This is a genomic window from Micromonospora haikouensis, assembly GCF_900091595.1.
GTDB lineage: Bacteria > Actinomycetota > Actinomycetes > Mycobacteriales > Micromonosporaceae > Micromonospora > Micromonospora haikouensis.
Window position 1 is genome coordinate 86,612 of the sequence record NZ_FMCW01000008.1, and the last position, 13,808, is coordinate 100,419.

A 13,808-nucleotide genomic window follows, 5' to 3' on the forward strand; every position below is an offset into this window, starting at 1 on the left:
CTGGTCGACATGCCCCCACAACCTTCCCGCCCCGCTGCCCTGGCCCGGCAGGTCTTCCGCGGCTCGGAGGCCGTCCGGCTCGGGCTGCTCAGCCGGCACCAGCTCCGCGGCGCGTCCTGGCTGCGCCTGCGTCAGGACGTGTACGCCGACGCCCGACTCCACCGAGACCACGGCCTGGCCTGCCGCGCCGCCGTGCTGCGGTTGCCGCCCGAGGCGGTGCTCGCCGGCCCGTCGGCGGCCTACCTGCTCGGCGTCGAACACGCCGCCTCGTTCACCGACGACGTGCATGTGCTCGTCCCCCGGTCGGCCCGGATCGACTCACAGCCCGGCATCCGGGTGCACACTCTCGGCGCTGCTCCGGCGCTCTTGCCAGTGGGTGGCGGCCCAGCCACCCGGGCGGGCACCGGCCGGACACTCGACGACCACCCAGCCGGGAGCTGGACGGGTGCGGCGGGCGCCGCCGCAGACCCGGCCTTCGGTCCCGCCACCGCCGGCCAGGGAGCCGTCGAGAGGACCGCCGCCGGGCTGGGCATCATCGACGCGACCGCCGCCGGTGTCGGGGCCCTGCGGTGGACGCAGCCGGCCCAGGCCGCATGGGAGACGGCGGTGTGGCTGGAGCCGTTCGAGGCGGTGCCGATCGTCGACAGCCTGCTCGGTCGAGGGCTGGTCACCTGGGATGACCTGACGGCGGTCACCGAGCACAACGCCGACCGGCCGGGCGGGCGGCGCGCCCGCTGGGTGTTCGGGCTCGCCGACGGCGGCGCGCAGTCGCCACCGGAGTCACAGCTGCGGTTGCGGCTGGTGCTCGCCGGCCTGCCCCGCCCGGTGGCCCAGCACCCGGTTCGGCTGGCGTCGGGGCTGATCCTGCACCCAGACCTGGCCTGGCCGGCCTTCCGGGTCGCCGTCGAGTACGACGGGCACTGGCACGCCGACGCCGAGCAGCTGCACCGCGACCGCCAGCGGCTCAACCACCTCGTCGGGGCGGGCTGGGTCGTGCTGCACGTGACCAGCCGCCGCCTTCACCGGGACTTCCCGGCGGTGGTCCGCGAGGTGCGCGCCGCCCTGGTGTCCCGAGGCTGGCGGCGATGACCCGCCCCAACCCGGTGGCCTGGCCCCAAACGGGCCTGTGCCTGTGCCTGGGCCTGAGCCGGGGCGCGACGGGGCGGGGCGGGGCGGGGCGGCGGGTTGCGCCGCCATGTCGGCGGCATTGCGCCATCCCAGGCCCCTGGACCCCGCCATGTCGCCGACATGGCGCAACGCCAGCGACGCCCGCAACACGAGCGAGGCCAGCGACGCCCGGAACCCCGGCGACGCCAGCGACGGCCGCAACACGAGCGACGCCAGCTACGCCCGCAGCCGGAAACGCGCGAGGGCCCGGGCGACCGTGGTCACCCGGGCCCAGCCGGAGAGGATCCGGGATGTCACATGCGGGTCGTCACCGCGGCGTACGCGTCGATGATGCCGTGACCGTAGAAGCCGTTGAACGTCGAGCTACCGGCGCAGAAGGCGTCGAACTCGGCCGGACGGCCCTCGTTGGTGTAGGTCTGCAGCCGGGGCTCCGGGCAGGCGCGCTCGGCGGCGGTGCGGTAGAGCTGCCGCTCCACCTTGTCCGGGTCCATGCCCAGACCGCCCTTGACCTTCTTGCCGTACTTGCTGACGATCAGCGCGGCGACGCCGCTGACGTGCGGCGACGCCATCGAGGTGCCCTGCAGGTAGGTGTAGTAGCCGCAGTCGCCGTTGGCCTTGCACTCCTTGAACACCGACTCCTCGAAGCCGGCGACGATGTTGCCGTTCTCGTCGACGGAGCCCTCCTCCTGGAGGACGTGCTTCGGGTACGCGGAGAGGATCATGTTGGAGTCGAGGCGGTAGGTGTCGGTGCCGTAGCCGTCCCGGAACCAGCCACCCGGCGCGGCGACGGCGATCTGCTCGGTGCCGTAGTTCGAGTAGTCGGCCTTCTTGCCGGACGGGCCGACCGCCGACACGCCGATCACGTGCGGGCCCTCCACCGGGAAGTCCCAGCAGCTGGCGTTGTCGATCGGCCGCTCGTACGGGTCGGCGCCGTAGTCGGGGCTGGAGAAGTCGGTGCGCGGGGCGCCCAGGTCCTCGTGGTTGTTGCCGAGCGAGCCGACCAGGGTGACGCCCTTGCGGTGCGCGTAGTTGAGCGCCCGCGTCATGGCCTCGATGATCGCCCGCTGCTCGGCCTGCGACTCGGGCGAGTCGGCCGGGTTGGCCGTGCAGTTGTAGAGCCACGGGTCGACGTAGAACGACATGTTGACCACGTCGAGGCCGACCTTGCCGGCGTGGACCAGGGCGTTGACGACCGGGTCGAGGAAGAAGTAGCCGGAGTCCTGGCCGCCCTTGAGTTCGACCAGGGTCACGTTCGGGGCGACGCCGGAGAGGCCGAAGCCGTCGGCGGCGGCGCCGATGGTCCCGGCGACGTGGGTGCCGTGCCCGCCGTCGTCGGTGCCGACCGGGTCGAGGCAGCTCGCCACCTCGCACTCGCCGTCGACCTCGGGGATGTCGGGGGCGAAGTTGCGCGACAGTGACCAGCTGAAGTTCGCCGCCAGGTCGGGGTTGCTGGCGTCGAGGCCGGTGTCGAGGACGCCGACGGTGACCCGACGGTCGCCCGGCTCCACCTTGCGCGCCTTGTCGGCCCGGATCATGCCCAGGCCCCAGAGCTTGTCGTCCAGCGGGTCCAGCTTCGCGCCCCGCTTGGCGGGGGCACCCTTCGCCTTGGCCTTGGCCTGGGCGAGGAGGTTCTCCTGCTCGACCCGGTCGAGCTTCGGCTTGCGGCCGATGGCCTTCTTCTCGGCCGCGCCGAGCAGGGCGGTGTTCGCGGCGGCCCGGCTGGCGAAGTCGGCGCGGTCGCTGGTGACCTGGTACAGGCCGACCTCGTCGGTGCGGGACACGACCGTGCCACCGGCGGCCTTGATCGCGGCGATCGCCGCGTCGGCGGAGACGCCGGACTCCGCCACGACGGTGAACTCCCGGGTCACGGTCGGCTCGGCATTCGCCGGGCCCACCACGCCGGTCACCGTGAGTGCCAACGCCGTTGCGGTTGCGACGGCACCGGCGGTGAAGCGCTTGCTCACCACATCAGATCCTCTCGTTGAGGGACGTGGCAGCCATCCCATACCACCGGGGAGCGTTCCGCTAGATGGGAGTCCGTATTACACGGCAATCAGGCTTTCGTCGGCCCGCTGTCATCCAACGCCGACGGACCGGCCGGCGAGGGCTTGCGGGCCCGCCCGACCGGGCGGCCTACGTGCCGCTCAGCTCGACCCGGGCGTACCGGTCGAGGACGTCCGGCAGGGCGGCCAGCGTGGACACCTCCGCGTCGGCGGGCACGCCCTCCGGGCGGGGCAGCCCACCGCGGTTGAGCCACACCGCCCGCATCCCGGCCCGCAGGGGCGCGACGACGTCGTGGCTCGGGGAGTCGCCGACGTACACGATCTGGCGCGGGGGCACCCCGGCGGCCTCGACCACGGCGGCGAAGAACTCGGGGGCGGGCTTCTTCGGCAGGCCGTTCTCGTGCGCGTACACCTCGAAGGTGAACTCGCCGGTGAGCCCGCAGCGTTCGGCGCGGCTGTTGCCGTTGGTGGCGTAGCCCAGGGTGTAGCGCGGGCGCAGGGCGGCGAGCGCGGGCAGCGCGTCGGGGAACGGCCGGGTGAGCGCGAAGCGCCGGGCGAAGAAGAGCGCCGCGAGGTCGTCGAGGTGCGCGTCGAGGCCGGCCCGGGCGAGCGACCGGGCCAGCGCGGCCCGCCGGATCTCGTTGACCGGCGCGGCGCTCAGCGCCCCGAAGACCGCACCCCAGTCCGACTCCAGGTCCGCGAGGGTGACCTCGGCCGCCGCCGGGGTCAGCCGCCGCATCTCCTCGAGTACGGCCGCCAGCCCGCCGGTGACCGCCGGGCGCAGGTCGAGCAGGGTCTCGTCGGCGTCGAACACGACGTGGGTCAGCATGCCGGCAAGGGTGCCACCGAGCCGGGCCCCGGGCCACGTCGGCCCTGTTTCCCCGGGCTGGGCGTGCCGGTACGGGCCCGGCCGGCCCCGACCGGGTGCCGGCTGCCGGCCCGGACGGCGCGATGGCGGATGGTCATGCCTCGGCCGCGAGGGCGGGCGACCGGCCGAGGGCCCGCGCCTCGCGCAGTTCGTCGACCCGGACCAGGGCGACCCCGGCGACGATCAGGGCGCCGCCGAGCAGCTGCACCACGGTCGGCAGCTCGCCCAGCACCAGCCAGGCGATGAGCACCGCGAACATGACCTCGGTCAGCCCGACGAACGACGACAGCCGGGCCCCGAGGATCCGGGCCGCCGCGATCCCGGTCAGGTACGCGACGACCGCCGCGACCAGCGACAGGCCGACGATGGGCACCAGCCAGCTCGTGCGCTGCCCCGCGAAGGTCACCTCGCCGAAGGTGGCCCGCAGCGGCAGCGCCCCGGCGAGGCCGAGCACGAGCAGGGCCGCCGCGCCGACGCCCATGCCCGCGCTGGCCATCGCCACCGACGGCAGGCCGTCGTCGAGTCGCCCGGCGATCACGAAGTAGCCGGCGAGGCCGACGGCCGCGCCCAGCCCCCAGAGCACGCCGGCCGGGTCGAGGCGACCGCCGCCGGTGACGTCCAGCACGGCGGGGAGGCCGGCGAGCGCGGCCACCGACCCGGCCACGGTGAGCCGGCGGGGGCGCTGCCCGTGGACCGCCCACATCCAGCCGACCACGAGGATGATGCCCAGGTATTCCAGCAGCAGCGCCACCCCGACCGGGAGGTAGCGGACGGCGTTGAAGAAGCACGCCTGCGCGAGGGCGACGGCGAGCAGCCCGAACGCGCCCACGGAGGCGTGGTTACGCCGCAGCACGTCCCACCGGCCGCGCAGGGCCAGCACCGCCGGCACCGCGAGGACGGCGGCGGCGCTGCCGACCCGGGCGATCACCACGGCCTCCGCGGACCACCCGGCCTCGATCAGCGACCGGGCGAAGGTGCCCGAGGTGGCGAAGGTGACGGCCGACAGCAGTGCCAGGCCGAGACCGACGCCGGTGGGTCGTTGACGCATCGACTCTCCTCGGGACGTCATGAGTCAAGTAGCTTTATGCTCGTGACGCTAGGTCGGTCGGCCGACAGGAGTCAAGTTGCTTTTCGCCCATGACACCGAGCCCGCGCTGATCGCCGCCGCCGCGCTGGTCAACACCGGGGGCAGCCACGGCGAGGCGCTGCCCGACGTGGCGGCCCTGGACGCGTTCCTCGCCACGCACGGCTGGACCGGCCGGCACGAACGCACCGACGCGGAGCTGCGGGCCGTCCGGGACCTGCGCCCCCGGCTGCGCCGGATCTGGTACGCCGACACCGACGAGGTCGTCGCCACCGTCAATGCGCTGCTGCGCGACGCCGGGGCGCTGCCGCAGCTCATCCGCCACGACGACGAGCCGTATCACCTGCACGCCGTGCCGAGGGACGCGCCGCTGCCCACCCGGATGGCCGTCGAGGCCGCGATGGCCCTCGCCGACCTGGTGCGCGGCGACGAGCTGAGCCGGCTGCGCGTGTGCGACCATCCGGACTGCGACAACGTGCTGGTGGACCTGTCCAAGAACCGGTCCCGCCGATACTGCGACGCCGGGTGCGGCAACCGGGCGGCGGTCACCGCCTACCGGGCCCGCCGGGCCGCCGCCCGGTCCTGACCCGGGCGCTCGGCCCCGCCGCTGGGCTGAACATCATGTCGGGCGGGTGGTGGTATCCCGGCCGCCGGATACCGCCCCCTGCCCGACATGACGTCGATCAACCGGCCTCGCGCGCCGTCCACTCCGCGCGGAGCAGCTCGTACTCGACCTCGCCGTGCTCGGTGCCCTCGATCGGGTCGTCCCAGTCGAGGTGGAACGTGCGCACGTACCGCAGTCCGGCCTTCTCCATCACCCGCCGGGAGGGCGTGTTGACCGCCATCGTCTGCGCCCACACGCGGGCCAAACCGACGGTGGCGAACGCGTACCGGAGCAGGGCACGGGACCCCTCGGTGGCCAGGCCGCGCCCCCACGCCGCCCGCCGCAGCCGGTACCCCAACTCGGCCTGCATCCCCGGTTGCGCCGCCGCCGGGGCGTCCAGGGCGAACCAGCCCAGGAACGTCTCCGTCGCCCGGTCGACGGCGGCCCACCGGCCCAGGCCGGGACACCGGTCGTACCCGGCCAGGAGGCGGGGCAGCAGCTCGCCCCGGACCACGTCGGCCGGGGTCGGCCGGCCACCGGTCAGGTAGCGCATGACCTCCGGGTCCGAGTCCAGCTCCGTCAGGGCGTCGGCGTCGGCCTCCGTGAACCGGCGCAGCCGCAGCCGCCCCGTCTCCAGCAGGACCGCCCCGGACCCGTCGACCCCCGTCATCCCCGCCACCCCCGTCATCCCCTTCACGCTGAAGATCATGTCGGGCGGGTGGCGGTATCCCGACCCGCCCGATACCGCCATGTCGCCGACATGAAGTCGATCAACCGGCCGGGCCGGCGGTCACGAGGCGCTGCCAGCCATCAGCCAGCGGGTGACGGGGACCCGGATCAGGACGTTCTCCCCGGCGGGCCCGGCCGGGGCGGTGACGTCCCAGTCGTACTTGCGGCGGAACCCGTCGTCGACCCACTCGGGGAACGGCTGGCGCACGATCACGGCCGCACCCTCGGCGACGACCGGGAACTTGCCGTCAGGCAGCGCCAGCGACACCCGGGGGTCGACGACGATGTTGCGGACCTTGCGGTTCCGCTCCTGTGTCCAGATCCACCACTCGTCGCCTCGGAACAGGAACCAGACCGGCGTGACGTGCGGCGAACCGCTCGGCCGCACCGTGCACAGCCAGACGATCCGCTCCTGGGCGAGGCGGTCCAGGACCTCCGGCCCGGGCACCGCTTGGCCGGTCAGCGCGGGACCGCCGCGACGAAGGCCCGCCACGCGTGCGCGTCGACGGTCAGCACCGGCCCCGAACGGTCCTTGCTGTCCCGCACCCCGACCACCCCGGGAAGATCCGTCGCCACCTCCACACACTGGTCGTTCGACCCGCTGCGGCTGCTCTTCCGCCAGTGGGCACCCATCAACTCCATGACTCCGCCACTTCCCTCAACCGATCGATCGACTCCTGCGGGGGCAACGCCGCGCCGAGGGTAGCCTCCCAGGTCCGCTGGAGACGACGCAGATCCTCGGGCTTGTCCAGTTCCTGCCCGCCGATCTGGCCACCGAGGAACGCCAACTCGACGTCGTCGGACAGCGTCGCGAGGATGAACGGTCCATTCAGGCCCGGATACTCCTCGGCCGTGCAGGGCACCACGTGCACCCGCACCCCCGGATGCTCCGTGGCCAGCCGCGCAAGATGCGATGCCTGGTCACACATGATCTTGCGACTGCCGACGCGGCGCCGGAGCACGGACTCGTCGACCACCGCGACGACACGGGGCTGGCGGTCTCCGTAGAGGACTGCCTGGCTCTCCATCCGATCGTCCAGCCGGCGCTGCACCTCCTCGGCATCGAGCAGGTCGTCTGCTTCGAAGACGGCGCGGGCGTATGCCTCGGTCTGGAAGAGGCCGGGCACGTGCAGCGGGTCGAACCAGCGCAGCGCGCGGGCCTGGCCCAGGATCACCCGCCAACCGCGCAGCCAGACCTGGGCCTTGTCCAGGGTGACCAGCTCGGCGAGCATGCGGCCGAAGAGGCCGCCGGTGTCGAGCGCCTCGTCGAACAGCTCCAGGTATTTCGGCGCGGGTGGGCCCTCCACCCTCACGGTGATCCACTCCGATGCGCCGCCACCTGCGGAGATGCCCGGAACACCCCGGCTCCCGCAACGGCCGGAGACGCTTCCGAAAGTAGCGACCCGATCACCAGACTGTGCAGGGCGGACGGCCAAAGTGGCCTATCCCCCGGCCCCGTCGCCCGCCCGGGGACCGCCCCGCTCCCCCGGCCGGGCGTCCCCGACCAGGGCGCGATGACGCAGATGACTCAGCTCCCTAGGGAGGCCGCTCCATGTCCCGGCCCGCGCGCGACCGACGAGTCGTACCCCCGCCGACCCCGCACGCGGCGCTTCGGCCGCTCTGGCTGTGCCGGGCCTGCGCCGCGCCCTGGCCCCAGCACAGGCACCGGCAACCATCCCGACCGGTGAGCGTCAGGGGTGGGTCATCCGGAGCAGGTCGAGGGCCTCGTCGAGCTGCTCGGCGGTGAGCTTGCCGTTGGCCACGTGCCCCCGGGCGATCACCACGTCCCGGATCGCCATCTCCTTGGCCAGCGCCTCCTTGGCGATCGAGGCGGCCTCGTCGTACCCGAGGTGGCGGTTGAGGGGGGTGACGATCGACGGCGAGCCCTCGGCGTACGCCAGACAGACGTCCGCGTTCGCGACCAGGCCGGCCACGCAGCGGTCGGCGAGCAGGCGACTCGACGCGGCCAGCAGCTTGATCGATTCCAGCAGGTTGCGGGCCATCACCGGGAGCATGACGTTCAGCTCGAAGTCGCCCTGCGAGCCGGCGAAGGCCACCGCCGCGTCGTTGCCGATGACCTGGGCGCAGACCTGCCGCACGGCCTCGGCGACGACCGGGTTCACCTTGCCCGGCATGATCGACGAGCCGGGCTGGAGGTCGGGGATGCGCAGCTCGCGCAGGCCGGCGCGGGGGCCGGAGCCCATCCACCGGATGTCGTTGGCGATCTTGTAGAGGCCGACGGCGATGGTGCGGAGCTGCCCGGACGTCTCCACCAGCGCGTCCCGCGCGCCCTGCGCCTCGAAGTGGTTGCGCGCCTCGCTCAGGGGCAGGCCGGTGGACTCGCGCAGCTTGGCGATCACGGCGGCTGCGAAGCCGAGCGGCGTGTTGATGCCGGTGCCGACGGCGGTGCCGCCCAGCGGCAGCTCGGCCAGCCGGGGCAGCGCCGTCTCCAGCCGCTCGACGCCGTAGCGGACCTGGGCGGCGTACCCGCCGAACTCCTGGCCGAGGGTGACGGGCGTGGCGTCCATCAGGTGGGTGCGGCCGGCCTTGACCACGGTCTCGAACTCGGCCGACTTGGTCTCCAGCGCACCGGCGAGGTGGGTCAGGGAGGGCAGCAGGTCCTCGACGATGAACTGAGTCGCCGCCAGGTGGATCGACGACGGGAAGACGTCGTTGCTGGACTGCGAGGCGTTGACGTCGTCGTTCGGGTGCACGTCCCGGCCCAGCTCCCGGCTGGCCAGGGTGGCGATGACCTCGTTGGTGTTCATGTTGGACGAGGTGCCCGAGCCGGTCTGGAACACGTCGACGGGGAACTGGTCGTCGTAGCCGCCGTCGGCCACGTGCGCGGCGGCGGTGGCGATCGCGGCGGCCACCTCCGCGTCGATCACGCCCAACTCGCCGTTGACCTGCGCCGCCGCGCCCTTGATCTGGGCCAGGGCCTTGATCTGGGCCGGCTCGATGCCCCGGCCGGAGATCGGGAAGTTCTGCACCGCGCGCTGGGTCTGCGCCCGCCACAACGCCTCGGCGGGCACCTCCACCTCGCCCATCGAGTCGCGTTCGATCCGGTAGCCCGCTGCCTCTGGAGTCGTCACGCACACCATCCTGCCCCGCCCGCCGCCGGCCCGCAGATGATCGCCCGCCCAGGCGGACGGGCGGGCCGAAAGTCGAAGGCGCGGAGCCAGTCACGTAATTAAGATCATGGAATCGTTTGCCTTCCACGAAAGGGCCTGACTTGCAGTTCAACGGGGGTTCCACCGGCGTTCGTTCCGGACGCCCGCGGCGCGCACCGCGCCGCGTGACCACCATCGGCCTCGCCGGCCTGCTCGCCGCCTCCGGCGCGCTGGTCGTGACCGCCGCGCCGGCCAGTGCCGGCGTGACCCGGTACGTCCTGCCCATCAGCGTCAGCTACACCGACGCCCGGCAGCCCACCGTCGCCTTCCCCACCACCGACGCCGACGTGCCCGTCGGCACGTGGCAGGCCGACGGGGTGAAGCACACCTCGCGGGCCTACTTCACCTTCGACCTCACCCCGTACCGGGGCAAGGAGGTCATCTTCGCCCAGGTCGTCACCGGGGAGTCCTCGGTCGCCGACTGCACGAAGCCGCGCGAGCTGGAGCTGTGGCGCACCGACACCCCGGCGGCCCCGCCCACCTGGAACACCGCGCCCGCCGTACGCGAGAAGGTCGGCGATGTCGGTCCCACCGCGCCCTGCCCGGCCGGCTACCTGGAGCTGGGCGTCACCGACGTGTTCCGGCAGGCCGTCGCCGACGGCCGCGACTCGCTCACGCTGATGGCCCGGATCGCCGGCGACCACGAGGGCAACAAGCACTTCGGGCGACGGATGGAGAAGCCGGGCGTCTCGCTGCAGGCGAACGGCGCGCCCGACGTGCCGGGCAAGCTGAGCGTCTCGGGCCGGGCCTGCGCCGACGGGCTGCTGGTCGGCACCACCACGCCGGTCCTCACCGTCGAGGTGACCGACCCGGACAGGCTGGAGCCCTACGCCGGGGACCAGGTGCGGGCCACCTTCGCCTGGTGGCCGGTCGACCGGCCCGCCGAGCGGACCGAGTGGACCTCCTCCGCCTGGTACGCCCCGGCCACGATCCCGTACACGGTGCCTGGCGGCCTGCTGGTCGACGGCGGCACGTACGCCTTCGCGGTCCGCGCCGCCGACGAGCGGGCCGCCTCCGCCTGGTCGCCGGAGTGCCGCTTCACCGTGGACACGGTCCGCCCGCCCGCGCCCACGGTGGCCTCCGCCGACTACCCGGCCGACCCGGGCTTCCCCGGCCACGGCGGCCCGGGGATCGCCGGTGACTTCACCTTCACCAGCGCCGCCGACGACGTCGCCGGATTCTGGTACGGCCGCTCCGGCCTCACCACCTACGCCGCCGCCGGCCCAGGCGGCACCGCCACGGTCAGTTACGCCCCCGAGCGGTACGGCCCGGACTGGCTCAACGTGCAGGCCGTGGACCGCACGGGCAACCGCTCGGCGCAGACCCGGTACGAGTTCTGGGTGCGCAACACCGCGCCGACGGTCACCGACGGCAACCCCGACGGCTGGCTCGGGCAGCCGCGCGAGGTCACGTTCGCGCCGAACATGACGGACGTGGTGGAGTACGTGTGGTCGCTCAACGACGGCACCGAGCGGACCGTGGCGGCGGACGCCGCCGGGGCGGCCACGGTGACGGTCACGCCGACGGTGGTCGACAACACGCTGCACGTGCGCAGCCGCACCCGCGACGGGGTGCTCTCCGGCGACGCCGGTTACACGTTCTCCGTGCGCACCGCCCCGTTCGTCACCTCCGGGGACTGGCCGTTCGACGGGACGCCGGGCGCGCCGGCCGGCACCGAGGGCAGCTTCACGTTCGCCCCGGCGATGGCCGACGTCACCGAGTACGTCTACGCGTTCGACCGCGGCGACGAGCGGACCGTCCGGGCGGGCGCGGACGGCAGCGCGACCGTGTCGTACACGCCGGCCGACGCCGGGTACCACACGATCGAGGTGTTCAGCCGGACCAGCGCCGGGGTGGAGTCCGACCCGATCGGCCTGGCGTTCTATCCCGCCTCGGTCGCGCCGACGGTGGCGTCCGAGGCGTACCCGCGCAACATGACCGGCGGCGGACCGGGCGTGCCGGGCACCTTCACCTTCGCCCCGCACCCCTCGGTCACCGGCGTCACCTCGTACGTCTACCAGTTCCGCGACGAGCCGGAGCGGACCGTGGCGGCGAACGCGGACGGCACCGCCAGCGTCGAGTGGACGCCGTCGGCGTACGACAACACGTACGGCGGCTGGGTGGAACTGCGGGTACGGGCGCGCACGGCCGCCGGGGTGACCACGGACGCGCAGTACTACTCGTTCCGGGTCGACCCGCAGAGCCCGCTGGTCACCTCTGACGTGTTCGGCTGGCAGGGCGGCGCCGTGGTCGGGCAGACCGGCGAGTTCGTGTTCACCGCCCAGTTGCCGGGCACCACCGAGTTCGTCTACTCGTTCGACGACGGGGCGGAGGTCACCGTGGCGGCGGGCGCGGCCGGCACGGCCCGGGTGAGCTGGGCGGCGGACTCGCCGTACGGCCACAGCCTGACGGTGCGCAGCCGCACGGCGGCGGGGATCGTCTCCGGCCCGACGTACTACAGCATCTTCATCGACCCGAGCTGACCCACGCCGTACGCCGAAGGGGCGCCGGGCTCACGCCCGGCGCCCCTTTCGCGTTCCCCGAGGATGGTCAGCCGTGGCACCGCACAAGGCCGCCGGAGCTGCGTGCTTACGAGTAGACGTCCTTGCGGTGCCCGACGTCGTGGATGGTCAACTCGTCGCCGTCGAGGCGGTAGAGGACGCGGTAGTCCCCGACCCGCAACCGACGCCCGGACCCATCGCGCATCTCGGTCGAGCTCTGCGGCACTGGGTCGGAAACCAGGCCGAGGATCGCGCTCAGGACGGTCAGGAACACGTTGCGCGGCTGCTTGTGCAGCCAGACCAACACATCCCGGTCGATCTGAACCTTCACGCCGCGGCACCGCCGGCCCGGTCGGCCAACAGCGCTTCCACCTCGCGGGGATCAACCCCGAGCGACTCCAGAGCCGCCGACAGCGGCACGAACTGACCCTCGGCACGAGAACGAGCGATCACCGCCGAGTCCCTGCGGTCTCGGAAGGCCTCGATCTCCTCCCACTCGTCGATTCCGAGCAACACGGCCACGGGCCGCTCGTACTTGGTGATGATGACCGGTTCTCCGGTGCGCTCGACCCCGTCCAGCACTCGGCCCGCGCCATCGCGGAACTCCCGCAGGGTAATCTTCATCATGTACCAAACCGTACCATGCGGTACCGCGCCACGCGCCTTAACCCTCAACTAAGCGTCAGGGTCGTCGGCACTCTCGGGCGGGACGTGCCAGCCCACGCCCGGAACCATGACGGCCAGACGCTCGGCCGCCAGTGCGTCCATCGCCTTGGAGGCGGTCTCACGCGCCACCCCGTAGGTCTGGGTCAGCGTCTTCTCGGACGGGAGCCGGCTCCCCGGCGGGTACTCGCCGGCCTCGATCGCCTTCCGAAGGATCACGGCGAGTTGCCGGTATCGCGGCACCGGCGACATCGGGTCGGTCCTCGCAGTCATGGCTTCATCCTCGCGGGCGACAGGAGTCACGTCGAGAACCGGAACCGCTGCTCACCCTCTGACGCTCAAGCGTCAACGGACCCGGTGTCACCGGGCTCCACACCGGCGGCTCGCAAGATTCGCCGGACCTGTTCACGGCCGTAGCCCGCGACGCGGGCAATCTCGCCGACCCGCTGACCGCCCCGGTACGCCGTCACGATCGCGGTGGCCAACCGCTCGCGCACCTTCGGCACATCGGCACGGGCCGAGGCGACTTCCGCGAGCCCGTCCTGCACCCGCTGGAGCGCGGCTCGGTACGCCTCCGACGCTGCCTCAAGGTCGCCCGCCACGTGGCCAACTCTGACACGTGCAGCACATCCCACTAGGTGGCACATATCAGTGGCCACCTCAAAGGTTTACAGGTGGCCTCCTGACATTTATCGTGGTGGGACATTGCAAGCGGCCCCCGGCAGGCGTGGTAGCGCCGGCCGGGGGCCTTGATCGGACATGGGAGGTCCGACCCGATGAATAGTTTCCCTGACCGCCTCCAGCCGCCTCGCATCGGAAGGTGCGCCTCATGACGATCCTGGCGATCGGCCCACGCAAGCTACCGGCTGGGGACACGGTGGAAGTGTGGTTCGACGCCGGCAGCAGCGCGACAGGGCAGCGCGTCATGGTCCCCGTGAAGCGTCTGACCCTCTCCGACCAGGATCGCGGAGAGGGCGCGACGGCCCTGTACGAGTACGAGTCGCACGACCGCCGGAACTGACCCGAACACCCGACACCAAGGAGCCCTGGCCAGCCGA

16 protein-coding genes are annotated in these 13,808 nt (G+C 72.8%); 4 read left to right on the top strand and 12 right to left on the bottom strand.

Features of this window, described 5'->3' with window-relative positions; all coding sequences use genetic code 11:
- Window positions 1-9 precede the first annotated feature (9 nt).
- Window positions 10-1,089 carry a hypothetical protein gene (locus GA0070558_RS10045; protein ID WP_091278148.1) on the top strand — a complete coding sequence of 360 codons (1,080 nt, stop codon included), beginning with the start codon at window positions 10-12 and terminating at the stop codon, window positions 1,087-1,089.
- A gap of 332 nt (window positions 1,090-1,421) precedes the next feature.
- Here the strand turns inward: GA0070558_RS10045 and GA0070558_RS10050 are convergent, their stop codons facing one another.
- The 3 genes from GA0070558_RS10050 to GA0070558_RS10060 form a co-directional block, all read right to left on the bottom strand.
- A complete protein-coding gene (locus tag GA0070558_RS10050) occupies window positions 1,422-3,092 on the bottom strand; it encodes a S8 family serine peptidase (protein ID WP_176734162.1) in 1,671 nt (556 codons plus the stop codon).
- Between the two features lie 169 nt (window positions 3,093-3,261).
- Window positions 3,262-3,960 carry an HAD family hydrolase gene (locus tag GA0070558_RS10055; RefSeq protein WP_091277946.1) on the bottom strand — a complete coding sequence of 233 codons (699 nt, stop codon included), beginning with the start codon at window positions 3,958-3,960 and terminating at the stop codon, window positions 3,262-3,264.
- A gap of 133 nt (window positions 3,961-4,093) precedes the next feature.
- On the bottom strand, window positions 4,094-5,047 hold the full coding sequence (locus tag GA0070558_RS10060) for an EamA family transporter (RefSeq protein ID WP_091277948.1): 954 nt from the start codon (window positions 5,045-5,047) through the stop codon (window positions 4,094-4,096).
- Between the two features lie 76 nt (window positions 5,048-5,123).
- On the opposite strand from GA0070558_RS10060, the gene GA0070558_RS10065 reads away from it, so the two are divergent.
- Window positions 5,124-5,669, top strand: coding sequence for a CGNR zinc finger domain-containing protein (locus tag GA0070558_RS10065; RefSeq protein WP_091277950.1), 546 nt, complete (start codon window positions 5,124-5,126; stop codon window positions 5,667-5,669).
- Window positions 5,670-5,766: 97 nt separating this feature from the next.
- Here the strand turns inward: GA0070558_RS10065 and GA0070558_RS10070 are convergent, their stop codons facing one another.
- The 5 genes from GA0070558_RS10070 to GA0070558_RS10095 all read right to left on the bottom strand — a co-directional run bounded on the left by GA0070558_RS10070 (window position 5,767) and on the right by GA0070558_RS10095 (window position 9,517).
- Entirely contained in the window at window positions 5,767-6,375 is a 609-nt protein-coding gene (locus GA0070558_RS10070; RefSeq protein ID WP_256091861.1) for a GNAT family N-acetyltransferase, read from the bottom strand.
- Between the two features lie 102 nt (window positions 6,376-6,477).
- Window positions 6,478-6,864: a pyridoxamine 5'-phosphate oxidase family protein gene (locus tag GA0070558_RS10075; protein WP_256091856.1), complete on the bottom strand. Its 387-nt coding sequence runs from the start codon at window positions 6,862-6,864 to the stop codon at window positions 6,478-6,480.
- Between the two features lie 11 nt (window positions 6,865-6,875).
- Entirely contained in the window at window positions 6,876-7,058 is a 183-nt protein-coding gene (locus GA0070558_RS10080; protein WP_091277952.1) for a DUF397 domain-containing protein, read from the bottom strand.
- Entirely contained in the window at window positions 7,049-7,723 is a 675-nt protein-coding gene (locus tag GA0070558_RS10085) for a DUF5753 domain-containing protein (protein ID WP_439709585.1), read from the bottom strand. The genes GA0070558_RS10080 and GA0070558_RS10085 overlap by 10 nt, the downstream gene beginning before the upstream one ends.
- Before the next feature lie 384 nt (window positions 7,724-8,107).
- The gene (locus GA0070558_RS10095; RefSeq protein ID WP_176734163.1) at window positions 8,108-9,517 is read right to left on the bottom strand and encodes a class II fumarate hydratase; all 1,410 of its coding nucleotides are present in this window, start codon (window positions 9,515-9,517) and stop codon (window positions 8,108-8,110) included.
- 194 nt (window positions 9,518-9,711) lie between these two features.
- Between GA0070558_RS10095 and GA0070558_RS10100 the strand changes: the two genes are divergently transcribed.
- Window positions 9,712-12,069 carry a hypothetical protein gene (locus GA0070558_RS10100; protein ID WP_091277956.1) on the top strand — a complete coding sequence of 786 codons (2,358 nt, stop codon included), beginning with the start codon at window positions 9,712-9,714 and terminating at the stop codon, window positions 12,067-12,069.
- Between the two features lie 106 nt (window positions 12,070-12,175).
- Here the strand turns inward: GA0070558_RS10100 and GA0070558_RS10105 are convergent, their stop codons facing one another.
- The 4 genes from GA0070558_RS10105 to GA0070558_RS10120 form a co-directional block, all read right to left on the bottom strand.
- Window positions 12,176-12,418, bottom strand: coding sequence for a type II toxin-antitoxin system RelE family toxin (locus tag GA0070558_RS10105; protein ID WP_074472317.1), 243 nt, complete (start codon window positions 12,416-12,418; stop codon window positions 12,176-12,178).
- A complete protein-coding gene (locus GA0070558_RS10110) occupies window positions 12,415-12,714 on the bottom strand; it encodes a type II toxin-antitoxin system Phd/YefM family antitoxin (protein WP_176734164.1) in 300 nt (99 codons plus the stop codon). Before GA0070558_RS10110 ends, GA0070558_RS10105 begins: the two co-directional genes overlap by 4 nt.
- 48 nt (window positions 12,715-12,762) lie before the next feature.
- Window positions 12,763-13,023: a GntR family transcriptional regulator gene (locus GA0070558_RS10115; RefSeq protein ID WP_091277958.1), complete on the bottom strand. Its 261-nt coding sequence runs from the start codon at window positions 13,021-13,023 to the stop codon at window positions 12,763-12,765.
- A 65-nt stretch (window positions 13,024-13,088) separates the two neighbouring features.
- Window positions 13,089-13,352 (bottom strand): hypothetical protein, encoded by a 264-nt coding sequence (locus GA0070558_RS10120; RefSeq protein WP_091277961.1) that lies wholly within the window; start codon window positions 13,350-13,352, stop codon window positions 13,089-13,091.
- Between the two features lie 227 nt (window positions 13,353-13,579).
- Between GA0070558_RS10120 and GA0070558_RS10125 the strand changes: the two genes are divergently transcribed.
- A complete protein-coding gene (locus GA0070558_RS10125) occupies window positions 13,580-13,771 on the top strand; it encodes a hypothetical protein (RefSeq protein WP_091277963.1) in 192 nt (63 codons plus the stop codon).
- Window positions 13,772-13,808 lie beyond the last annotated feature (37 nt).